Source organism: Acinetobacter sp. 1542444 (genome assembly GCF_000581835.1).
In the GTDB taxonomy this organism is placed as follows: domain Bacteria; phylum Pseudomonadota; class Gammaproteobacteria; order Pseudomonadales; family Moraxellaceae; genus Acinetobacter; species Acinetobacter pittii.
Genome location: NZ_JEYA01000002.1, coordinates 618,772 through 642,843 on the forward strand (window position 1 = coordinate 618,772; position 24,072 = coordinate 642,843).

The following is a 24,072-nucleotide window of genomic DNA, read 5'->3' on the forward strand; positions in this document are numbered from 1 at the left end:
ATTACACTCCTAAAGCCACTGAAACAGGCTCAGCTAGTGACACCATTGGTGCTAAACCAACTGGGTAACCAATATAACCTGTAGGTAAATATTCAATTACTTGTACCGGCAAGCTCACAGTTGTTTCGCCTGCTTTTACCGTAATGCGTTGACCTTCTTGAAGGTTCAAACGAGTTGCATCTTGTTCGCCCACTGCAAACACAGCTTCAGGAATACGAGTTTCCATTGCAGGTGTTTTAATCGTGAATTCGCCAGAACCAAAAATATGATGCATTGGTACTAAGCGGAAACTTTCAGGGTTTGCAACGACTGGCACTGGAGCAACGTAGCTACGTGCAGGACGTTTTGCCAAGCGATCGAATAAACGAACACCAGAATCACCACCTTTTAAGTGACCACCGACTTCATCTTGGTATTTGTTCCAAGATTGCGGGGAGTTCCAACCCGGAGCCCATGCAAACGGTACTAATGATGATGCTTTTTGCGGACCAACATAACCTTCCATTGAGAATGTTAATGCTGAATCTGGATCAGTAGGCTGTTTAGGTTCATGAACCGATAACGGTGCACGCATTGCTGTACGACCTGAATAACGACGTGGTTCACGCGCGATTTTCAAGCCATGTACACGATAACCCGCATCTGGTGCTACATCTTGGATAGCTTCAAGTACTGGTACATTTTTCACGATGCTTTCAATTACATCGTCAAGCAATGTCCAATCTACAACCTTACCTTTAATGCCAGTTTCAATGGCATGTAACCAACGCCATGATTCTTTAATTGCATATTCAGGTTTGTAGTAGCTTGGATCGTAAACTTGATAGAAACGCTGTGCACGACCTTCTTGGCTTACAACAGTACCATCACCCTCTGCAAAGCTTGCTGCCGAAAGAACGATATCAGCCTGTTTCACAGTTTCAGTTTCGCTGTGATCAAGCACGATTACTGTTTCAGCTTTATCTAATGCAGCTTTTACTTGAGCAGCTGGTAAGCGACGGAACAAGTCATTTTCAACAATAACAAGCGTGTCGTAGTCTTGAGCAAATGCTTGTTCAAGGCTTAAACCACCGAACAATGCCAAGCCCATAGAGTTCACTTCAGGAACTACAAGACTTAAACCAGCTTTAGAACCTAAGTTCTGAGTTAACTGTGCAGCAGCTTCCATAATAGAAGCATCTTGCAAGCTTGTACCCGCAATAATTAATGGTTTGTTTGCTGCTTTTAGAGTGTCAGCAATGGTTTGAGCAAATGCTTTTGCATCTTCATCTAAACCACTTACAACTTCACCATTCACTGCCGCAGCAACTGCAAAGCCTAAACGTGCGATGTCATTTGGAGAAGCAACCACTTCACCAGTTGCAACGTCAGCAAGACGAGTTTGAGTTGCAGCTAAAATGTAAACCGGAGATTTTGCTTCTTGGCCAATACGTTGTACAGGCTCAGCTAACCAATCTGGTGTACGTGTTTTTGCAGCCATTTCACGCGCTTTGTTTTTCGCAGCTTGGCGAACAGACAATGCCATGCGAGGTGCAGTTTGAGTTAGGTCTTCACCTAAGATCAGAACAGCATCATAGCTTTCAATTTCACGCATATTCGGGTTGTAGATACCCTCGGTTTGCATGATAGATGCAGCAAGTTCAACAAGCTTTTGCTCTTTTTGTGCAATACCAGTTGAGTAATTTGCCTGACCTACAAGCTCACGTAATGCGTAGTTCGATTCCAAGCTTGCGCGAGGAGAACCAATACCCAAAACTTTTTTGCCTTGAAGCTTAGCAATCGCTTGATCGAGAGCTTGATCGACAGAAACAGTTGCAACAGTTTCACCATTACGGAACTGAGGCTGACGTGGACGGTCTGCACGGTTCACATAACCTGTGCCAAAACGACCTTTGTCACAAAGGAAGTACTGGTTAACCGAACCATTAAAACGGTTTTCTACGCGACGGATTTCACCATAACGTTCACCCGGAGAAATGTTACAGCCAGAAGAACAGCCTTGACACACGCTTGGTGCATACTGCATGTCCCACTTACGGTTATAACGCTCTGAATGAGTCTTATCAGTGAATACACCTGTTGGGCATACTTCAGTCAAGTTACCAGAGAATTCAGACTCTAAAGTACCTGATTCCGGACGACCAAAGTAAACACGAGATGCATTGGCATATACGCCAAAGTCTGTACCGCCCGCATAGTCTTTGTAGTAACGAACACAACGGTAACAAGCAATACAGCGGTTCATTTCATGCGCAATGAATGAGCCGAGTTCTTGGTTGTAATGCGTACGTTTTGTAAAACGGTAGCGACGACGGTCATGACCTGTCATTACAGTCATATCTTGTAAATGACAGTGACCCCCCTCTTCACAAACTGGACAGTCGTGTGGGTGGTTGGTCATCAAAAATTCAACAATAGATGCACGGAAATCCGTTGCTTCTTTGTCTTCAATTGAGATATAGGTATTGTCAGATGCTGGAGTCATGCAAGACATGACTAAACGACCACGCGTATCTTCTGGATTCGCATATTGCGTAACAGCACATTGACGGCAAGAACCAACCGAACCTAAGGATGGATGCCAACAAAAATATGGGATGTCGATGCCCAGACTCAAACATGCTTGTAGCAAGTTTTCCGAGCCGTTGACTTCATACGATTTTCCATCGACATGAATTGTAGCCATAGTCGAATTCCTTAAGCTTGTTCTACGTTGCTGGTTTGCACGACAGGACGATTCGTCACTTTCGCTTCAAACTCACCACGGAAATGTTTGAGTGCGCCCATAAGCGGCTCCATCGCACCTGGTGCGTGGGCACAGAAAGTTTTACCAATCCATAATTTACGAGTTAGTTCTTGTAAATGGTCGATATCTTCTTTCTTACCTTCGCCTGCTTCAAGTGCTTTAAGCGCTTTAACAGCCCATGGCAAACCATCACGACATGGTGTACAGAAACCACATGATTCACGCGCAAAGAATTCTTCTAAGTTACGAGTGAGCGATACCATACATTGGGTTTCATCTACCACCATTAACAAACATGTTCCCAAACGAGAACCTGCTTTCATAATCGTGTCTGCATCCATTGGTAAATCAATGGTATCTGCTGGTAAAAAGTCAGTTGAAGCACCGCCCGGTAACCATGCTTTGAGCTTTAAGCCCTCACGCATACCACCTGCATGATCTTCAATCACTTCACGCGCAGTTGTACCAAATGGCAATTCCCAAAGACCAGGGAATTTAACTTTACCCGATGCACCATAAATTTTAGTGCCTGGATCTTTTGATTTCCCCGCTGAAAAGCCGATATACCACTCTGGCCCACGAAGCATGATTGCTGGCAAGTTGTTATAAGTTTCAACGTTGTTCACAATCGTCGGACGGCCCCATGCTCCAGCAACTTGCGGGAACGGTGGCTTAGTACGTGGGTTAGCACGACGGCCTTCAAGCGAGTTAATCAATGCAGTTTCTTCACCACAGATATAACGCCCTGCACCCGTATGTACATGCAGATCAAAATTCCAGCCAGAACCTAAGATATTTTCGCCTAAATAACCTTTAGCACGAATCTGTTCTAACGCTTCATTTAGATATTGAGCAGCCTCAATGTATTCACCACGGATAAAGATATAACCTTGAGTTGCTTCTAAGGTATAACCCGCAATTAACATCCCTTCGATCAATTGATGTGGAAGTTTTTCCATCAACAAACGGTCTTTAAAGGTACCCGGTTCCATTTCGTCAGCATTACAGATCAAGTAACGTGGACCACCATCATTTGGTGCCATCAATGACCATTTAATCCCCGCTGGGAAACCCGCACCACCACGACCTTTTACAGTTGCAGCTTTAATGACGTCTAACACTTCAGCAGGTTTCATGCCTAAAGCTTTTTTAAAGCCAGCATAGCCTTCAAGTGCTTCGTAATCATCAGCACTACGTACCGCTTCTTGTTTGCTTAAACGCCAAGTGAGCGGATGAGTTTCCGGATTACCGTCGCCATAAATTGGTTTTGGTTCAGTATTCATACATACTTCTCCAATAACTGTTTAATTGATGTCACTTCGACTAAACCGTGAGTATCTTCATCAATCATTAAAGTTGGGCCTTTGTCGCAGTTGCCTAGGCAGCAAATTGGAAGCAATGTAAAACGACCATCTGGTGTCGTTTGACCATACTGAATTCCTAATTCACGCTGGAATGCTTCAGCAAGTGTTTCTGCACCCATTAAGAAGCAAGCAATTGAGTCGCAAAGCAAAATTACGTGACGACCTACCGGATGACGATAGATACGGTTGTAAAATGTTGCAACGCCTTCCAAATCAGCAACACTCATCGACAACAACTGTGCGATGGCATTCATTTGAGCGTCATCTACCCAACCATTACGGCGCTGTACACACTTCAATGCATCCAAAGAGGCTGCACGAGGGTATGGATAGTGACCAATGTGATGTTCGATTTCGTGAATTTCTTCCGCAGTCAAAATCCCTTCGACATTCACACGTGGTTTTTTATCAGTCAAAATCATCATTATGTGTTACCTCTTAGCGATCCACGTCAGCCATAACCACGTCAATGGTCGCCAGATAAATGATTAAGTCAGATACTAAACTTCCGTTAATCACTGAAGGCATTTGCTGTAAGTGAGTAAACGTCGGTGTACGAATACGAGTACGATAACTCATGGTCGCTTTATCTGAAGTCAAGTAGTAAGTACTTGCACCTTTAACCACTTCAGTCATAAATGATGACTCGCCCGCTGGCATGACAGGACCCCATGAAACGCTCAAGAAGTGCGTAATCAAGGTTTCAATATCTTGTAATGTCTTATCTTTCGGTGGTGGAACAGCCAATGGATGATCCGCTTTGTATGGACCAGAAGGCATGTTATCCAAGCACTGTTGAATAATTTTTAGCGACTCGGTAATTTCACGGAAGTGAACAAGCACACGTGCGTATGCATCGCCTTCATACTCAACCGGCACATCAAAATCGAAGTTTTCATAGCCGCTGTATGGGCGATATTTACGTACGTCAAAATCGATACCTGTTGCGCGTAAACCAGTACCAGTTACACCCCATGCGAGTGCAGATTTGGCATCGTATTGTGCAACATTACGCGTACGTCCAATAAACACAGAGTTTTTCAATGCCGCTGTGTAGTATTCATTTAAGCGTTTAGGCATCCACTCTAGCAATTCTTTAACAAGCTTTTGCCAGTTGTTTGGAAGATCGTGTGCTGTACCACCAATACGGAACCATGCTGGATGCATACGGTAACCCGTGATTGCTTCAACAATGTCGTAAACTTTTTGACGGTCTGCGAACATATAGAATACTGGTGTCATACCACCGGCATCCTGAATTGCCGTACCACAGAATAACAAGTGGTTATTAATACGGAACAATTCGTTCAACATGACACGAATCACTTGCGCACGTTCAGGAACTTTAATCCCTGCCATTTGCTCTACAGCCATTACATACGGCATGTTTTGAGCACAACCACCTAAGTAGTCAACACGATCAGTATAAGGAATGAAAGAATGCCATGTTTGACGTTCAGCCATCTTTTCCACACCACGGTGGTGATAACCGATATCAGGTACACAGTCCTTCACTTCTTCGCCATCTAACTGCAATACAACACGGAACGCACCATGTGCAGATGGATGGTTAGGACCCAAGTTCAAGAACATGAAGTCTTCATCAGCGTTACCACGCTTAAGGCCCCAGTCTTCTGGTACAAAACGTAAGTGCTCTTGTTCAAAGTCTTGTTTCGCTTTGTCTTGCATGTACGGCGTATATTCTGTCGCACGTGCTGAATATTCTTTACGAAGCGGATGACCTTCCCAATAGGTTGGCAACAAAATACGACGGAGCATTGGATGCCCTTCGAAATTGATACCGAACATATCGTAAGCTTCACGTTCATACCAGTTGGCATTTGGCCAGATATTTGTCGCTGTCGGAATGTTTAGATCATTTTCGTTCAAGGCAACCTTGATACGAATGTCACTATTACGCTCAAGCGATAATAAATGATAGAACACAGTGAAGTCAGATGCTGGTAAACCATCACGATGAACACGTAAACGTTCATCCATCGCAGATAAGTCAAACAGCATTACATACGGACGTTCCACTTTACGCAGGAACATAAGGACTTCTTGCACGCGTGCGCGCTCGACCCAGACTGTTGGAAACTCTTCAAAAGTCGCCTGCACGTAAAAGTTCTCACCAAATTTGGTTTTGAGCTCTTCTACGATTGCAAATGCTGGGCGTGAATCAACTGCTGTTGACTCTGGCATAGCAATGTCAGTTTCAGCCATTGGCTTGGCTTCCTATTTAATACAAATTCTGTCAATTTTCTCGATGAACATATCAGTTAGATATGTCAAAACACCGTCAAAAAATTATTTAATCTCATCCATAGAGCGTAAGTTTTTAACGGCAATACGCTCTGCATTCTTACGGTCACGTTCTGGCATCATCTTTGGCTTATATACTGGCTGAAGATCATCACCGATCACGGCAGAAAGCGGGCGTCGCTCTAATTGAATCTGGTCTTGTAAAAGCATTAAAGCTTGAATTAATGCTTCAGGACGAGGCGGACAACCTGGGACGTACACGTCAACAGGAATAATTTTGTCTACACCTTGTACTACTGAATAGATGTCGTACATACCTCCAGAGTTTGCACAAGCACCCATCGAAATAACCCATTTAGGCTCTAACATCTGTTCATACAGACGCTGAATAACTGGTGCCATTTTTACGAAACAGGTACCTGCAACAATCATCAAGTCAGCCTGACGAGGTGAAGCACGGATAACCTCTGCACCGAAACGTGACAAGTCATGCACACCTGTTAAGGTCGTTGCATATTCGACGTAACAACATGAGGTACCAAAGTTAAATGGCCACAAAGAGTTTTTACGTCCCCAGTTTACTGCTGTATGCAAGACATCCTCTAAACGAGTCATGAATACGTTTTTATTCACTTCCTCTTCAAGCGGATCCGTCACAATTTGACGTTCTTGCAATGGGTATTGATCAGCATCCGGATTCGCGCGGGTCAGAGTATATTTCATCCCGACTTACTCCTTTTCAGATGACAATGCAGGTGTAGTTTTTGACTTAACACGACCTGATGATTGAGCTGGAATCTGGCCTGTAGGGTCAGTTACGAGCTCTTCAATAGAATTAAAGCGTGTAATTTCAGCAATGTTCATTGTTGGTGAACCGATTTTAACCGCCTCACCTGCTGATTTACGGCGATCTGCTGGTGACCAACTTAAAGCACCTACAGAGAAGGCATAAACAAGCGCAATCAATAAATCAACGACAAAGATCACTACAGTGGTATATCCCAACCACCCTACTTCACGCACAGAAGTAGACCATGCATAGAGGTAAAGTGCCTCTAAGTCGAAGACAACAAAGAAAATTGCAACTAAATAGAACTTTGCAGACAGGCGAATGCGAGCGCCACCAGCACTCACGACACCTGATTCAAACTGCTCTTGCTTAGCACGTCCCCACGATTTTCCCCCGAGGAGTAAGGGAACTGTGAGCATAAAGACGCAAAGAAATGTAACGCCGATCACGAAGGCGATAATCGCCCAGTCGTATGGAGTAATGGCACTCATGCGGGGATAACTCCTGGCAGGCCTATTATTTAACAAAGAATGTATGTATTGGCCTTCAAATACACCAAACACAAAATTAATCCCGCCAATTGTACCTGATTTCTAATTTCCCATGCTAGTTGAAGCGTCTTAGTCTTTCGGATGATTTTCTAGACAAAACTATTCATCTATGTGTTGTAAGGGGGGTTTCACCGCACATAATCGGTTTATTTAATTGTTTCTTTATTTATGATGATTTTTTTCATTTTTTAATTTTAGAATATTTACACAGTTGAAGCGCTTATTAACTTTTTATAACTTACTTTTTTATAATATTAGTTTGTTTTTTATTGTATTCAGCTTCTCCTCTGAATTATGATGAATGTTTAATCATGCATAATATTTTATTACTCTTGGATAAGAGTATTTATCATTAAGGGCAGCTGATGCCATACTCACTTCGTGAATTTTCATTTCTCTCCTTTTTAAAATTTTTTCTCCTGTTTAGCATTATTATTGCAGTATGTTGTTTCATTGGCATTGCATCTCGCCCTTTAAGTTTTCTTGCATTCTTTTGGCCTGCCAATTCGGTTTTGCTCGGGTTGCTTATTCGTTTCCCAATCACACGCCGACCAAGCGCATTTTTAGGTGCCTATATAGGATATGTGATTGCTGACTTATTTCAGGGCACTCCATTTGCTCTCACACTTGTTTTAACAACATCAAACTTTCTTTATGTTGTTACTACGTTTGCGCTCTATATGTTTTTTAATCAACATATTAAGGCGGCCTATCGCGGTTATTCCTACCTCTTTTTATTTGGATTATGCGGAATAGGTAGCGTAGTAGGTGCATTGTTTGCAGCAACTTTCGTGCCTATGTTTAATACCAAATTTATGATTGGTGGCTTGTTGGATGAGTTTGGTTACTGGTTCACTTCAGAACTGCAAAATGCCTTGCTTCTTTTACCTATCATATTGAACATTCCTCAATATAGTCAGGTTAAGCATTACTTTTCAAGAAATCGTGGCCTACAACCAACCGACCTTTTACCTTTTGGCGCTGTGCTTATTTCGATTGCTGCTAGCTATTATGACTCTGGCCCGGGTTCGCTCCTCTACCCGATTGCTGCACTGATCTGGTGTGCCATTCGCTACAAACCTATTGTTGTTGCACTCATTACTAGCTTTACCAGTGCTTATATTATTTATCATGTCTCTGGACATTACCTTTTGCTCTATCCAAACGAATATTTCAGCAATACAATTTCAATCCGTATTGGGTTAATTATGATGACGATTGCCCCACTTACGGTTTCTAGTATTAGTGTTTTGCATTCAGAGTTAATTCAAAAACTTCAACATGCCATTGCACATGATGAACTAACTTCAAGTCTGACTCGACGCCAGTTTTTACAGTCGGTCAGATTACTTCAAGAAAAAGTACAAAAAGAAAATAAGACCTCAGCTTTTTTCATGCTTGATGTCGACCACTTTAAGCAAGTTAACGACAACTATGGTCATCAAATCGGTGATCGGGCGCTACAAACTTGTGTCACCACGATTCAAAATATTTTACATCCTCATGATTTATTAGGTCGCTTTGGAGGTGAAGAGTTTGCCATTTTTATTGCAGATACCACCAAGGAAAGTGCATTTGAACTGGCTGAACAAATTCGAATTAAAATTAGTCAGCAACCGATTTATATTTATGGGAAATTACCAATTTTTATACAGGTGAGTATTGGAATAAGCTTATATTCCCCATCTTCCCATCGAGCGATTGAAAGTTTATTTAAAGAAGCAGATGACGCTCTATATCAAGCAAAACGCCAAGGACGTAATCGAGTGTTTATCTCTTTATAATATTTTCATTTCATCATCTAGTGTAATGAATTTTATACAATAACCCGTGTTTTGCCATGTATGCTAATAACAGATAATAAGGAGAAAAATGCATGACTCTAGAATATACGCATAAACCAAACTACTACTTGTTTGCACAATTACTGGTGCGACATATAGAAAGCTATATTCACAAACATCCAGATGCCAACAATGCAATTTTTGACTTGCGGGATGTCTATGAAATATTTAGACAGGATTTTGCGTCAACGACAACAAACCTAGAAGGTATTTTGCATATTGCAGATGAATATAAAATAGAAACGCTTAATGGAGATCAACCTCTTATACAAAAATACCAGATTGATGCAAAAAACAATTCGTTACTGATCGATTTTAATTCCGATGCCTTAACCAGCTTAAGAAGCGGAAAACCTATTTTGGAACCAGATGCGACTCAACTATAAATAGATCAATAAAAAAGCACCTTATGAAGGTGCTTTTTTATTGGCTTTTAAAGGAGGCTGTTTAAAGCGTTTTGCTGGCCATGTCATAATAAAACGAGCACCACCCAAGGTTGGGCTTTCATCCACTTTAATTTCACCGCCAAACCAATAGGCAATACGGCTTACGATAGACAACCCTAAACCATAACCGCCCGACGCACGCGTACGGCTATCATCTAGACGGGCAAAAGCTTCAAATACTCTTTTACGGTCTTGTTCAGGAATACCTGCACCATCATCTTCAACACAAACAAAGGCCATGCCATCACTGTGGATACCACCGGTAATCCGAACTTTATTATCACAATAACGAACCGCATTACCCACCAAGTTTTGAACAACACGATGTAAATAACGGCGCTCAGCATCTACTTTTACATAAAGTGGAGGAGCAACCAGTTCAATTTCTTTTTGCGTTTTTAAAGCTTCGGTTTCGACCGCAACCTGATCTAACACATCAAATAAAGTAATTTCATCAAAATCTAGCGAAGGTGTACCCTGCTCTAGTTTTGCATAAGTCATGATTTCATCAATTAAGGTATTGAGTGCTTCAATATCTTTATCAATCATATCGACCTGATGCATACGATGATTGTAATCATCTTCTTCTGCCAACATTTCTGTACCAAAGCGAATACGGGCAACAGGCGTTCTAAGCTCATGAGATACGGCTCTCATTAACTCACGCTGAGCCTCGATTAAGCGCTGAATATGATCAGACATGTTGTTATAACTTGATGCCAAGTTTGCCATTTCGTCACTTCCTTCAATAGGAACACGCAATGACAAATCACCAGACTTCATGCGGTTTAATGCATAACGTACTTGGCGAATTTTACGCTCTAGCGGCAAGATCAACCCATAAACACCTAGACTCAGCAAAAATAAGCTAAATAAAGTAATCCCTGCTGAAAGCTGCAAAGGCATCCAGTTAAACATCGGAACCGGTCCAAGCACGAGAACCCGTGTAGGCTGATTCGGAATTGGAGAGACGATTGAAATGGTTGTACCGCGGACTGTCGCACTGTCTTTGTACAACATAACGCTTTGGTCTTGGCGTAAACGACCAATTTGTTCGGAGTCCAGATTGATATCTTGAATATTGTAGATATTAATTGGGTAAGAGAAATGCTTTTGAATCTTGGCAAGATATTCTTGTTCTTGCCCCGGATAAAACATTAGATAATCCAGTACAAAAATAGGGAGAGCCTTCATTTGGCGCTCAGTAATTTTGTCGACTTTTATAGATAAAAAATGCTGAGGGTCGTCACGCAAGCCAATAATGATATACGCAATACTATTACTGGCATCGTAACGGACAACAGACTTTTGAGCTTCGATTCGTTTTTTCTCGGTACGAGATAACTCAACCTTGCTTGCATCAGTATAGTAAATTGGAAGTTCCAATAAATCTGACGCATCTGAAACCCAGTCTATTTTCTGTTGTTTCCCCGGTTGTCGAGCGACTCCCTCACTAATGACATAAGAGATACCATCAGTTAAAGATTCTCGGTATTCTTGTGCCCGTTGATAATTGATAATTTGTACAAGCAAATAACCAAAGACAGCAACCAAAACAACAAGAATTACCAGTCCCGCATATATTCGCAGGAATATACTGTGTTTAAACACTCGACCAACCTTATAGGAAGTTTATTCAGATCTTATAACCCATTGGTTTCTTTAACGAACAAGTAACCTTTACTACGTACAGTTTTAATACGTTTTGGATTTTCAGGATCATCACCAATTTTTGGACGAATACGTGAAATACGGACGTCGATTGAACGGTCCTGACCATCGTATTCGATACCACGTAAACGTTCGAAGATATCTTCACGCGATAAGATACGACCAGCATTTGATGCAAGCAACCATAATAGGTCATATTCTGCGCTAGTGAAGTCAACAAGTTCACCATTTAGCGTTACAGAACGACCGCCATTATCAATTACAAGGTCATCGAACTCGATACGTTGAGCAACTTCATCTTCTACAGTTTTATCTGTGCGACGTAATAGTGCACGGATACGCGCTAAAAGAACACGTGGTTGAACCGGTTTAGCAACATAGTCATCTGCGCCCATTTCCAAACCAAGTACCTGATCCATGTCTTCTGTACGTGCAGTCAACATCAGAATCGGTTGATGGTAATGTGGACGAACTTCACGGCAAACTGTTAAGCCATCGGCACCCGGCAACATGACATCCAAAACTACTAGATCTGGTTGTTCACTAATAATACGACGAATTGCACGGTTACCATCAGTTTCTACACCAACTTCCAAGCCGTTGCGAATTAAATATTCTTGAGTTAATCGCGCTAAGCGCTCGTCATCTTCAACGATCAGAATCTTTGGTAACTTTTCTTCTTGGCTCATATCATTGCCCCTATAAATCTCGTTTCATGCATCTTAAAAATCTTGCAGATACATTCGTTTATCATTTGCAATATACACACGTTTACATTGTAAACAAGTAGGCGTTCACCAAACTGATACATGACCATCGTATTTTGTTGCATTTTATTAGCCTTTGAATTTTCACGTGTTTTTAAGATTTATTTATTGTTATTAAATTTCATATTCTATTCATATTTCCAATGTATGAATATTAAACAAATTATTTCTCTGTTTAGTTTAAATTTATTTAAGTGTTTGTTTTTTGAGTTATCCACAAAGTTATCTATAAGTGTTTTTTAACAGCTTTGCTATGCTATCTCCCATCAAATCATACAGATAAAAAATTACTAAAAAGTCAAGATTGATCTGCTATGAAAAATCCCGTATCTTGTGTTGAAAATAAACTTTAACTACTAAGTCTTGTGTTTATCCCTCAAATATCGTGGCATGTTTTTTGCTCGGTTCAAACGGTCTATGAACATAACAAAAGTGACAATGGAGCTATGCTGGCATGAGCGTAATTACTTCGACTCCCGGTCAAATTCAGGTGATTAAGCGCACTGGAGATGTTGCTGCATTTGATGCAGAGAAAATTTCAGTTGCGATTGGTAAAGCTTTTCTTGCTGTGGAAGGTCAACAGAGTTCGGATTCTAGCCGTATTCACGACCGTATTACCCAGTTGACGGAAATGGTCTTAAATACTTTTACTCGCCGTTTACCATCGGGCGGTACGATCCATATTGAAGAAATTCAAGATCAAGTAGAACTTGCTTTAATGCGTACTGGGGAACAAAAGGTTGCCCGCGCTTATGTGATTTACCGTGAACAACGTGCTAGCGCTCGTCAGCAAACGAACTCAAACCATCACCCTACTTTACAAGTTACCGACAAAAACGGTCAGCTTCAGCCACTTGATTTAAGTGCATTGCAAGCAACTGTTTCTAAGGCAGCTGAAGGTTTGGAAGGTATTGACGTTCAAGCCATTGTCGATGAAACCGTTAAAAACTTATATAACGGCGTAAAAGAAAGTGATATTGCCACAACAATGATGATGGCAACACGTACCCGTATTGAACAAGAACCTAACTACACTTACGTGACTGCACGTTTGCTTTGTAACGAATTAGTGAGCACTGGTTTAACGTTCTTAGGCTTATCAACAGATACACCAGAAAACAATGCACTTGAAGCATTCTTGAAAAAAGGTGTTGAGCTTGATTTGCTTTCACCTGACTTGCTTGACTTCGACTTAGAAAAATTATCAGCAGCAATTCAGCCAGAACGTTCTAATCAGTTCACCTACTTAGGTTTACAGACTTTATTTGACCGTTACTTCATTCACTCAAACGGCGTTCGCTTCGAATTACCACAATTATTCTTCATGCGTGTGTCGATGGGTCTTGCACTCAATGAGCAAGATAAAGAAGAGCGTGCAATTGAGTTCTATAACTTATTGTCTAGCTTCGACTACATGGCTTCTACGCCTACCTTGTTTAACTCAGGTACATTACGTCCACAGCTTTCAAGTTGTTACTTAACAACAATTGGCGATGACCTTTATGACATTTATGGCGCGATGCGTGACAACGCGATGCTTTCTAAATGGGCTGGTGGTTTAGGTAATGACTGGACACCTGTACGTGCCTTGAACTCTTATATTAAAGGTACTAACGGTAAGTCTCAGGGTGTTGTTCCATTCTTGAAAGTTGCGAACGATACAGCTGTTGCAGTAAACCAAGGTGGTAAGCGTAAAGGTGCTGTGTGTGCATACCTAGAAACTTGGCACTTAGACATCGAAGAGTTCTTAGAGCTTCGTAAAAACACGGGTGATGACCGTCGCCGTACTCACGACATGAACACTGCGAACTGGGTTCCAGACTTGTTTATGCAACGTGTATTTGAAGATGGTGAATGGACATTATTTACCCCTTCTGAAACTCCAGACTTGCACGATTTGACTGGTGCTGAATTTGCTGAGCGTTATGCTTACTATGAGTCTGTAGCGAAAGAAACCAATATGTTACACAAGAAAGTACGTGCTAAAGACTTATGGCGCAAAATGCTTTCTATGTTGTTTGAAACTGGTCACCCGTGGATCACATTCAAAGATGTTTGTAACTTACGTTCACCACAACAACACGTTGGTGTAGTTCACTCATCTAACTTATGTACTGAAATTACCTTGAACACAAATCAAGACGAAATTGCAGTATGTAACTTAGGTTCGATCAACCTTGTACAACACGTTCAAGGTGGTGTGTTAGACCGTGAGAAATTAGCTCGTACAATTAAAACAGCTGTACGTATGCTCGATAACGTGATCGACATTAACTACTACGCTGTACCACAAGCGAAAAACTCTAACTTGAAGCACCGCCCTGTGGGTATGGGTATCATGGGCTTCCAAGATGCTCTATATGAAATGGGTATTGCTTACGGTTCAGACGCTGCTGTTGATTTTGCAGATGAATCAATGGAAGTAATTAGCTACTACGCGATTGAAACTTCAAGCAACTTGGCTGTTGAACGTGGTGCTTACTCAACATTTAAAGGTTCATTGTGGGATCAAGGTATCCTTCCAATCGACTCTTTAGAAATTGTTGCGAAGTCTCGTCCAGAGCGCATGTTCGAAGTTGACCGTACTCAACGTTTAGACTGGGACACTTTACGTGCCAAAGTTCAAAAAGACGGTATGCGTAACTCAAACGTGATGGCCATTGCTCCAACTGCAACCATCTCTAACATTTGTGGTGTTTCTCAATCTATTGAGCCAACATTCCAAAACTTATATGTGAAATCTAACTTGTCTGGTGAGTTCACTGTTATTAACCCATACCTTGTTCGTGCATTAAAAGAACGTGGTCTTTGGGACACAGTAATGGTTAACGACCTTAAACACTTTGAAGGTTCAGTACAAAAAATTGCTCGTATTCCTGAAGAATTAAAAGCAATCTTTGCTACTGCGTTTGAAGTAGATACACGTTGGATCGTTGATGCTGCATCACGCCGTCAAAAATGGATTGATCAGGCTCAGTCGCTTAACCTTTACATCTCTGGTGCAAACGGTAAGAAACTTGACATCACTTACAAAATGGCATGGTTACGTGGTCTTAAGACGACTTATTACCTCCGAGCTTTAGGTGCAACTTCTGCTGAAAAATCTACAATCAACACAGGTGCTTTAAACGCAGTTAAACCTGCGACTGTTGAAGCAGCAGCTGTTGCTGCCCCTGTTGTAGAAGCGAAGAAACCAGAAGCAGCAGTTGAGGAAGAAGGCTTCACTCAAGCAGCTCCAGTACCAATGGCTTGTTCAATCGACAACCCTGATTGTGAAGCTTGCCAATAACATTTAATAAGGTTGCTCTTTTTCACTAAAGAGTAATCTTAAAAGAGGTAAAGATTATGCTTTCTCATCTCAGCCATAACTATATGCTTGGTGTTGGAGTTTTAATCTTTGCCTTTATTTTCTTTTATATACCGATGGTTTACGCATTTATCACAATACGTAAGCAACAGCGTAAACAAAATAAGTTGTAGGGAGTAGAGACCAAAGGCCCAAAATTTGGTCATGCATCAATAAAACTTAATTTTGTTTACACATTAAAAGCGTATAGTAGGGACATCTTCGTTTAAGAGATGTCAAATATAGATATATACAACGAAGAGAGAACAAAAATGTCTATCCTTAGTTGGGACGATTTTGAAGATGATTCGCAAAAACCGACTACACCTGAACACAAGTCTGCGCCCGTCCAATCGGAAAAAGCGTCAGATTCGCAGAATGTATCTACTGCGCAGCCATCATCGCCGAGCGTGGCAGCTCCACAATCCGCTGGAACCCATTCCGTGCGACCAACAGTTGCCTCCGATACAGTGGCTAGAGCCGCTCAAGCCTTAGAACACTTAGACGTTGCCCCTGGCCTTGAAGAGCTAGAAATGGGTGCTCAACGTGTTCAAGTTGACGACAAAGCCATGATTAACTGTCGTGCGGACTTGAACCAACTTGTTCCATTTAAATATGAATGGGCTTGGCAGAAATATCTTGACGGGTGTGCAAACCACTGGATGCCTCAAGAAGTTAACATGAACCATGACATCGCGCTTTGGAAGTCTGAAAATGGCTTGACCGAAGATGAGCGTACTATTGTTATGCGTTCTTTAGGTTTCTTCTCGACCGCAGACTCTTTGGTTGCAAACAACTTAGTATTGGCGATTTACCGTCATATTACTAACCCTGAATGCCGTCAGTACATCTTGCGTCAAGCGTTTGAAGAAGCAATTCACACTCACGCTTACCAATACTGTATCGAATCTTTAGGTATGGACGAAGGCGAAGTCTTCAACATGTACCGTGAAGTTCCATCTGTTGCACGTAAAGCAGCTTGGGGCTTGAAATATACTCAATCTTTAACTGATCCTAATTTCCACACAGGCACGCCTGAAAACGACCAGCGTTTACTTCGTAACCTGATCGCATTCTACTGTGTACTTGAAGGGATCTTCTTCTACTGTGGCTTTACTCAAATTTTGAGTATGGGTCGTCGTAACAAGATGAACGGTGTTGCTGAGCAATTCCAATACATCTTGCGTGATGAATCTATGCACTTGAACTTTGGTATCGACATGATTAACCAAATCAAGATTGAGAACCCTCACCTTTGGACTGCTGAGTTCCAACAAGAAGTGGTTCAAATGATTGTTGAAGGTACGATGCTTGAAATCGAATATGCACGTGACACGATGCCACGCGGTGTATTGGGTATGAACGCAAGCATGATGGAAGAATATTTGAAATTCATCTGTAACCGCCGTTTATCTCAGTTAGGTTTACCAGAGCAATTTGCTGGTGTAACTAACCCATTTGCGTGGATGTCTGAGATGATGGACTTACGTAAAGAGAAGAACTTCTTCGAAACTCGCGTAACTGACTACCAAACTGGTGGTGCGTTAAGCTGGTAAGTTTAAACATATAACAGCACAATATAGATGCTGTAAAAAAGGGTTGCTAATAGCAGCCCTTTTTCATATCTATCTCTCAACTCAAAATAAAGATAAAATTATTTTTAAATAAAATTAGGTTTCTTTCTTATGCTTAACTAATTTTAAAAGTAATATTAAAACAACCACCATTAACCAAATTAAAATTAAATACCTCATCAATAAGGTGGGGAACATAACCCAATTCCACCAAGAAGCAATTTCTTCTTCACTTGTTGAAAAATTAATTACACTCCCTTTTTCATCTTCAAAACGAATTTTATTAACTACAATATACTTACTTTTAAAAAACAATGATGAATTAGGAAAAAAACCTCCCTCAACTTTAAGTAGTTTTCTAGGCTTATATAATTCACAAAATGAACCATTCTCATTTTTAAAATATGCACAATTAATAAAAAATTTTTTATTGCCTCTTTTTATTATTAGTGATGTCATACGCCCATGTTTGATTTGAAATTCAGGCTCATAAACAATAAAACCCTCTTTTTTAGGAGTGAAAACTATACTGGGATTAAGAGCACAAAGCAGTACGATTAGACAAAAACTTAAGGTAAAGCCAAGAACAAAATTTTTATAAATATACGAATATAATAAAAAAAATGGATCAACCACTTCCCTAGAGATCCACATTTTAAGTTTATAAATCACAACTCCCCCCTATAAAACAACAATAAAGAACATTACAGATAAAAGAATCCCTGTTAAAAATGGTATAAACTTAGCTATATTCTTATTTTCCTTAAAAAACTTACCTACTATAAAAATAAGAAAACAAATTAAATATGAAACGTTATCATTTAAAGAAGATAAATCATCAAAATAGTTTATTCCTTTGCTTCGTTTAGCAAGTAGATAAAACATAAAAATAGAGTAACCCGCCAAACCTAAGAAAATTGAAGTAAATGCGCTTACCTCTGCTTTACTCATAATTTCATCTTTCATAAATTCCCCAATAAAAAATATAATTATTTAATAAAATAAAAAAAGCTATTTTATAGCAAAATTAATAATCTTTAATACAAACCTAAATAACCAAATACAGCTTTTTCAACTCGCTGCTGTAAACCATTTAAATCGTTTTCCCCTGCTATGCCTGCTGCGTTAATCATTCCTTTACTTAACGCAATTACATCTTGTGCGGCTGTCTGCTCATGTGAAATACCAGAACATATAAACAAGTCAGAAATTATGGTTTCAAGTTCGTGTTGAAGTACGCTTTCCTCAACATCTTTTCCAATCAGTTCTGAAGCAAACTCTAAAGTTCGTGCCAACTGCGGACGGCTCAATTGATGTTGCACAGCAGCCTGAATGATGAGTTTTAATTTTTCTTTTAAGTCTGCGGCTTCATGCTGCTGTATGGCTTCAACAATATGGGTTGAAAGCTTGGCGCGTTCACGTCGAATTAACTCGACGATTAACGCCTCTTTAGATGGAAAGTATTGATATAGGCTACCAATGCTTACGCCAGCAAGTTCAGCCACGGCATTTGTGTTAAATCCAGCAAAGCCTAAAGACTCCAAAATGCGAGCAGCCGCCTCTAAAATAGCTTCAAAGGTAGCCACTGATCGTGCTTGACGTGGGCGTTTACGTGGGTCTGGGAGGGTTTCTGACATGGGTCGAAATGCGAGTATTTAATGTGAGTAATCACTCATATACTGACTGAGTCATGTTGATATGACAAGCAAATGCTGTCTTTTTCAGTTGAACTACAACGCGCCCAGTCATGGAGTAGTTATGTCTAGAACTTATACTTTTTTTATTCATTTAAGAGCTTTGCCTGCTTGGTTGGCTTTAGCTCGTGAAAAGCGGGCTGAGTTTAGTACACAAAAGCTTGAACCTATTTTTGCGAAGTACCCAACTGTAAAAGTTCGGTGGTATGACGTTGAAGCGTTTAGTACTAAAGCGAGTGATATTGCTGTGTTTGAGACGAAATCTTTGCAAGATTATTATTTTGTGATTGATGCGATTCGAGACTCTGAGTTTTGTACAGTACCCTACTTTGAGTTTGTAGAGATTATTCCTGCAATTGAAGATGGGTATGTGGAATATGAAAGTTCTTTATAAACTCTATTAGTCTAATTAATTAAAAATAGATATTACATATCAATTTCAAACAATTACAATAAATTTTTAAAATTTGTAAGAACATATAAAATTAAATCTACCAAAATAAAAACAATATTAAAAAACAACACCATTACCACTTAAGGGTCATGGTGTTATTACAAATAAATTATTTTATTTAAACCAGTGTAAAATCCACACTTTAATATCATTAAAAACCATAGCAATAGTTTCCCAAGCTTTTTCTATCCATTTAATAATATTTTTAATAAGCTCAGAAATATAAGCAACTATTTTAAGAATCAATTCATTAATAAGTTGATGAATTTGTTGTACCGCAACGAGAATAAGATTCTGAGCCTTCGGAAAAGCTTTACCAATCTCTTTTGCATTAGCTATAATTTTTTTAATATTTTTTGTAGCATCCTCAATAGCAGTGTCACCAATCTTATCAAGTTCATTATCAAATTCAGATTTTGCAGTAGGAGAATTATTATCTTTCAACTTCTTACTCGATTTTTTTAGTTCCTCTTCAATAAGGGAAGCAAGATGAGTAGACGTATCCTGTGCTTTATTTTTTAAAGCCTTCAATTTACTTTGAAATGAATTATCTGTCGCTTCACCGTCATTATTAACATCAGTAACACAGTATTCATTTGTTGCTTCTACCAAGCCCAAAGAATCTTCAACCAAATTAGGATAATATGGTATTGCCATACCTGTATTAATATTATTTATGTAGTGTTCTTCCATTTTGTTTAGAATATCAACGAAGTTTGTCATATATTATTCCTATAATACTTTTTTAATAATTAACAAGATATTTATTATGATTAGAAAATTTTTAAACTTTCTCATTATGATTAGTATAAAATAATCCTCACCACAATATAAAATAGATTAACATAGAAAATTTATAAGTAAATATCCCACTCCACATTAATTACAAATAAAAAAACAATAAAATTATTATTAAATTTAAATTAAAAGTTGTTCAAATTTAATAACAAAAATAGTTAAAAATAATATTTTTTAATTAGTTGTTTTAAATATTAAAACAATCTAAACAATTTTATTAATATTTTAATGGGGCAATCGCCTAAAAATACTCACAAATATAGCTCTCATTATTTTAAAATAGGTTTATCTAATAAATCATTTAATCTTAACAGTATCACCCCCTCCCCCAAAACCTCTCTAACACCACATCCCGTTCATCCACACGATTTGAACTTAAAACCTGTAGCATCAAGCCATCAATTAAGTTTAAAACCATGTTGGCATCGAGTTTGGGTTTGTTGGTTTCCAGACTAAAGACCAGATCAAAAAGCTCTTTTAGTAGCCATTTACGATATTCAACTGCCATGCGGTAAGCCCGTGGATAAAGCAGTTTTAATTCAAAAATGGCTTTAAACAAAAGATGGTAAAGGCTATTTACATCGACATGTAAGCGGACAATTTCTTTAAGTTTATCGGCTGCGCTTGGGTAGCGATGTGAGTAGACAATTGCCAGCACTTCTTCTTTAAGTCGGCTTTTTTGAAAGATTAGACACATTTCAACAAGGCGTTCTTTTGAGTGAAAGTAGTTATAAAACGTGGCTTTTTGAATTTTGGATTTTTTGATAATCAGGTCTACGCCTGCATTATGAAATCCATGCGTGGTAAAGAGTTGGATGGCGGTTTGCACCACCTGTAATTTTTTGGAAGATATTTCTAAAGTTGGCATCGTTTTACCGTTATAAATTCTTGTTGTTTCTAAATGAGATAAAAAGCCTGTGCCCTTTCTGGGAGAAAAAAAAGGCACAGCAAAGCAGTAAGACGGTGCTTGGCACATCTCAAGTTTTGTTTTGCTAAGTTTTAAGTAAAAATGACTTAAAGCCTGAAAACCTTATGGCGTTCAAGCTACTGTAAATTTTTAAGCTGTGTCGTTATAGCTTTTGGCACGGAGTACCAAGAAATGATGGATGTGCATAGCCAACTCCTGATTTTGGGAGTTCTGCCAAAGCATTCATTTGGAATTATGGTGGCAGAACGAGCAAGGGTTAGCAGACTGATAGTAAGAAATCAGCACACCCGAAGGTGTCCCTCACTCGTCCTACCGCAACGAGCGAGGGACGATTGTTACACATGAGACTACTCCTCAGAAGGAATAATCTGATGCTCTTACTATGCGGTCTGCTAAAACCGGCTGGCAATGTAGGCCAGCACGCAAAGCATAATCTGAGAGTTTAGAGGTGTCAATGTAGCTTTTATGCCAAGTATTTAAATTTCTTATTATTTTTCATTAGATTAACTTAATTATTTTTTAAGATATTATATTTAATTGTATTTATTTATTTTTTAAAAAGAGTCAGATACGGTAAGCTAAACCACTTGAATTTTACTTTTTGATTTGGAATATTTTTTAGAACTTTACGAGAACATAAATGAGAAGACTATTTTCAAAGTCCATTTTAATATTAACCACTGGGTGTTTATTGAATGGTTGTAGCCAAGGCCCTCTTCCATTAGAGGTTACACTACATCAAGATTATGTATGTGCCTTTACCAATAACCCTAAAAAAACGAATTATCCCTTCGATCAAAAATTTATTATTTTCTTGGCGAAAGTGGACTACCAAAACGGATTTAAAAGTTCTTATGAGAAAGAATATTCAAATGTTCCTTTGCCAATAGAAGAGAAAGATTGTGTAAAAATTCCTCTAAAGGAGTTTGAAAAGAATGTGGCTTATGACATTACTTTAGACATATACAAAACTTTCGATACACGTATTTGTGTAGTAGAACATAACAATAAGCTAGAAATCCGAGAGCCTGAACCCGGTGAAACAACTTGTAAATAGGCTTGTTCTTAGGCCGTTATTTGGCTATTGAAGAAACAACTAAACGCGTGGGTTTAGACAATCTCGGTCTGCCCCACTTGGTGATAAGCACGGTTAAAATAAACCAAACTTTGGTCATGTTGGCTTTGTTTAATCGCTACAATCGGACATATAAAAATCGTGTGTGTGCCGACTTGTTGAATTTGCTCAATCTCACAATCGAAACTTACCAAAGCATCGTCTAACACAGGTGAACCCGTTTCTAACTCAATCCATGCGCCATGTTTAAAGCGCTCTTCTGGTGTGAGTTTAGATGAAAATGCTTTTGAAATATGTTCGTGATGCGCGCCTAACACATTCACAGTTAAGATTTTGTTATCTAGGAAATGTGCATGCGAACTCGCAGATTGGTTCATACACACCAATAATGTCGGAGGTGTGTCGGTCACACTACAAACAGCAGAGGCAGTAAATCCAAAACGGCCAGACATGCCTGCCGTAGTCACAACACTAACTGCACTTGTGAGTAAAGACATTGCATTTCTAAAGTCTGTTGCTTGAACCATGACATTATTCCTAAATTGAACCGTACCTTGTCCTGTGTGTTTGCTATACCGCCCAACTCCATCAGGAAGGTACTATCGACATGCGATCAGATTAGAGCGACATGTAGTAAGTAAAATGAGGGTTACTTGTTTGATTATCAACTGCCATCAAAAAGTAACCCTTTATACCACTTATTAGTAAATATTAAGCAGTAAGATCATAACCAGTCAGTTCTCGGCGAACGATTTCTGCACCTGCACTTAAAGCATTTAACTTGCCACGTGCCACTTCACGAGAAAGAGGCGCCATGCCGCAGTTTGTGCAAGGGTAAAGCTTGTCAGAGTCTACAAACTGAAGTGCCTTACGTAGTGTATTGGCTACTTCTTCTGGTGTTTCGATCTGGTTAGATGCAACATCAATTGCGCCGACCATCACTTTTTTACCACGAATGAGTTCTAGTAAATCGATAGGCACATGTGAGTTGTGACATTCTAACGAGATGATATCAATGTTAGAAGTTTGAAGTTTCGGAAAAGCTTCTTCGTACTGGCGCCATTCTGAACCTAAAGTCTTTTTCCAGTCAGTGTTGGCTTTAATGCCGTAACCGTAGCAAATGTGGACCGCAGTTTCACATTTTAGACCTTCAATTGCGCGCTCTAAAGTCGCGATACCCCAGTCATTTACTTCGTCAAAGAATACGTTAAATGCAGGTTCGTCAAACTGAATGATGTCTACACCAGCAGCTTCTAGCTCACGCGCTTCTTGGTTCAAGATTTTGGCAAATTCCCAAGCAAGTTTTTCACGGCTCTTGTAGTGACCATCGTAAAGTGTATCAATCATAGTCATTGGGCCAGGTAGCGCCCATTTAATTGGCTGATTGGTTTGCTGACGTAAAAACTTCGCATCTTCAACAAACACAGGCTTTTGACGAGACACCGCACCTACTACAGACGGTACGCTTGCATCGTAACGATCACGAATACGAACGGTTTCGCGCTTCTCAAAATCTACGCCATTTAAGTGTTCAATAAACGTGGTCACAAAGTGTTGGCGGGTTTGTTCGCCATCGCTCACAATATCGATGCCAGCAAGTTGTTGTTCGTGCAACGCCAAACGTAACGCGTCTTTTTTACCTTCGGCTAAGCCTTCGTTTTCAAGTTTCCAAGGAGACCAAAGCTTTTCAGGTTCTGCAAGCCAAGACGGTTTTGGTAAGCTGCCAGCAGTTGAAGTCGGTAATAATTTTTTCATGATC

Annotated in this window: 23 protein-coding genes; 7 read left to right on the forward strand and 16 right to left on the reverse strand. The window is 39.8% G+C overall.

Translation table 11 applies throughout. The features are described 5' to 3' along the window. Position 1 precedes the first annotated feature (1 nt). From nuoG to ndhC, 6 genes are all read right to left on the reverse strand, one after another. Positions 2-2,686, reverse strand: coding sequence for an NADH-quinone oxidoreductase subunit NuoG (gene nuoG / locus J580_RS11845; protein WP_032004299.1), 2,685 nt, complete (start codon positions 2,684-2,686; stop codon positions 2-4). A gap of 11 nt (positions 2,687-2,697) precedes the next feature. Further along, on the reverse strand, positions 2,698-4,029 hold the full coding sequence (gene nuoF, locus J580_RS11850) for an NADH-quinone oxidoreductase subunit NuoF (protein ID WP_032004300.1): 1,332 nt from the start codon (positions 4,027-4,029) through the stop codon (positions 2,698-2,700). Continuing rightward, positions 4,026-4,535 (reverse strand): NADH-quinone oxidoreductase subunit NuoE, encoded by a 510-nt coding sequence (gene nuoE, locus J580_RS11855; protein WP_002120040.1) that lies wholly within the window; start codon positions 4,533-4,535, stop codon positions 4,026-4,028. Before nuoE ends, nuoF begins: the two co-directional genes overlap by 4 nt. A gap of 13 nt (positions 4,536-4,548) precedes the next feature. Next, positions 4,549-6,336, reverse strand: a complete 1,788-nt coding sequence (gene nuoC / locus J580_RS11860) for an NADH-quinone oxidoreductase subunit C/D (protein ID WP_002120052.1) — start codon at positions 6,334-6,336, stop codon at positions 4,549-4,551. An 84-nt stretch (positions 6,337-6,420) separates the two neighbouring features. Next, positions 6,421-7,098 carry a NuoB/complex I 20 kDa subunit family protein gene (locus tag J580_RS11865; RefSeq protein WP_002120034.1) on the reverse strand — a complete coding sequence of 226 codons (678 nt, stop codon included), beginning with the start codon at positions 7,096-7,098 and terminating at the stop codon, positions 6,421-6,423. A 6-nt stretch (positions 7,099-7,104) separates the two neighbouring features. Further along, positions 7,105-7,656 (reverse strand): NADH-quinone oxidoreductase subunit A, encoded by a 552-nt coding sequence (gene ndhC / locus J580_RS11870; protein WP_002120061.1) that lies wholly within the window; start codon positions 7,654-7,656, stop codon positions 7,105-7,107. A 425-nt stretch (positions 7,657-8,081) separates the two neighbouring features. On the opposite strand from ndhC, the gene J580_RS11875 reads away from it, so the two are divergent. Then, positions 8,082-9,500 (forward strand): sensor domain-containing diguanylate cyclase, encoded by a 1,419-nt coding sequence (locus J580_RS11875; RefSeq protein WP_032004301.1) that lies wholly within the window; start codon positions 8,082-8,084, stop codon positions 9,498-9,500. Between the two features lie 92 nt (positions 9,501-9,592). Beyond that, positions 9,593-9,946: a hypothetical protein gene (locus J580_RS11880; protein ID WP_002120022.1), complete on the forward strand. Its 354-nt coding sequence runs from the start codon at positions 9,593-9,595 to the stop codon at positions 9,944-9,946. A gap of 21 nt (positions 9,947-9,967) precedes the next feature. On the opposite strand, the gene bfmS is transcribed toward J580_RS11880, so the two are convergent. The 3 genes from bfmS to J580_RS23805 are packed head-to-tail and all read right to left on the reverse strand — an operon-like array spanning position 9,968 to position 12,545. Then, positions 9,968-11,617 (reverse strand): sensor histidine kinase BfmS, encoded by a 1,650-nt coding sequence (bfmS, locus tag J580_RS11885; protein WP_002120020.1) that lies wholly within the window; start codon positions 11,615-11,617, stop codon positions 9,968-9,970. 32 nt (positions 11,618-11,649) lie between these two features. Continuing rightward, a complete protein-coding gene (bfmR, locus tag J580_RS11890) occupies positions 11,650-12,366 on the reverse strand; it encodes a response regulator transcription factor BfmR (protein ID WP_000076440.1) in 717 nt (238 codons plus the stop codon). Continuing rightward, positions 12,363-12,545 (reverse strand): hypothetical protein, encoded by a 183-nt coding sequence (locus tag J580_RS23805; protein ID WP_031944149.1) that lies wholly within the window; start codon positions 12,543-12,545, stop codon positions 12,363-12,365. Before J580_RS23805 ends, bfmR begins: the two co-directional genes overlap by 4 nt. Positions 12,546-12,898: 353 nt before the next feature. Here J580_RS23805 and J580_RS11895 point away from each other — a divergent pair, with 353 nt between their 5' ends. From J580_RS11895 to J580_RS11905, 3 genes are all read left to right on the forward strand, one after another. After that, positions 12,899-15,733 (forward strand): ribonucleoside-diphosphate reductase subunit alpha, encoded by a 2,835-nt coding sequence (locus J580_RS11895; RefSeq protein WP_002120003.1) that lies wholly within the window; start codon positions 12,899-12,901, stop codon positions 15,731-15,733. Positions 15,734-15,789: 56 nt separating this feature from the next. Continuing rightward, a complete protein-coding gene (locus J580_RS23100) occupies positions 15,790-15,924 on the forward strand; it encodes a hypothetical protein (protein ID WP_032004302.1) in 135 nt (44 codons plus the stop codon). Between the two features lie 138 nt (positions 15,925-16,062). After that, positions 16,063-17,346, forward strand: a complete 1,284-nt coding sequence (locus J580_RS11905) for a ribonucleotide-diphosphate reductase subunit beta (RefSeq protein WP_005803276.1) — start codon at positions 16,063-16,065, stop codon at positions 17,344-17,346. Positions 17,347-17,460: 114 nt separating this feature from the next. Here J580_RS11905 and J580_RS11910 read toward each other — a convergent pair whose 3' ends face one another. The 3 genes from J580_RS11910 to J580_RS11920 all read right to left on the reverse strand — a co-directional run bounded on the left by J580_RS11910 (position 17,461) and on the right by J580_RS11920 (position 19,001). After that, the gene (locus J580_RS11910; protein ID WP_032004303.1) at positions 17,461-18,036 is read right to left on the reverse strand and encodes a hypothetical protein; all 576 of its coding nucleotides are present in this window, start codon (positions 18,034-18,036) and stop codon (positions 17,461-17,463) included. Between the two features lie 9 nt (positions 18,037-18,045). Continuing rightward, entirely contained in the window at positions 18,046-18,330 is a 285-nt protein-coding gene (locus tag J580_RS11915; protein WP_032004304.1) for a hypothetical protein, read from the reverse strand. 71 nt (positions 18,331-18,401) lie between these two features. Further along, positions 18,402-19,001, reverse strand: a complete 600-nt coding sequence (locus J580_RS11920; protein ID WP_032004305.1) for a TetR/AcrR family transcriptional regulator — start codon at positions 18,999-19,001, stop codon at positions 18,402-18,404. 121 nt (positions 19,002-19,122) lie between these two features. Between J580_RS11920 and J580_RS11925 the strand changes: the two genes are divergently transcribed. After that, positions 19,123-19,452: a darcynin family protein gene (locus J580_RS11925; protein ID WP_032004306.1), complete on the forward strand. Its 330-nt coding sequence runs from the start codon at positions 19,123-19,125 to the stop codon at positions 19,450-19,452. Between the two features lie 174 nt (positions 19,453-19,626). On the opposite strand, the gene J580_RS11930 is transcribed toward J580_RS11925, so the two are convergent. Beyond that, positions 19,627-20,235, reverse strand: a complete 609-nt coding sequence (locus tag J580_RS11930) for a hypothetical protein (protein WP_032004307.1) — start codon at positions 20,233-20,235, stop codon at positions 19,627-19,629. A 391-nt stretch (positions 20,236-20,626) separates the two neighbouring features. After that, a complete protein-coding gene (locus J580_RS11935) occupies positions 20,627-21,178 on the reverse strand; it encodes a TetR/AcrR family transcriptional regulator (protein ID WP_075383865.1) in 552 nt (183 codons plus the stop codon). Positions 21,179-21,878: 700 nt separating this feature from the next. Here J580_RS11935 and J580_RS23995 point away from each other — a divergent pair. Then, positions 21,879-22,295 (forward strand): NF045616 family extracytoplasmic (lipo)protein, encoded by a 417-nt coding sequence (locus J580_RS23995; protein ID WP_032004309.1) that lies wholly within the window; start codon positions 21,879-21,881, stop codon positions 22,293-22,295. Between the two features lie 53 nt (positions 22,296-22,348). Here J580_RS23995 and J580_RS11945 read toward each other — a convergent pair whose 3' ends face one another. Both J580_RS11945 and J580_RS11950 read right to left on the reverse strand, forming a co-directional pair. Next, complete coding sequence (locus tag J580_RS11945; protein WP_000249487.1) at positions 22,349-22,840, reverse strand: flavin reductase; 492 nt, start codon at positions 22,838-22,840, stop codon at positions 22,349-22,351. Positions 22,841-23,024: 184 nt separating this feature from the next. Further along, the gene (locus tag J580_RS11950; protein ID WP_032004310.1) at positions 23,025-24,068 is read right to left on the reverse strand and encodes a methionine synthase; all 1,044 of its coding nucleotides are present in this window, start codon (positions 24,066-24,068) and stop codon (positions 23,025-23,027) included. Between the last annotated feature and the right edge of the window lie 4 nt (positions 24,069-24,072).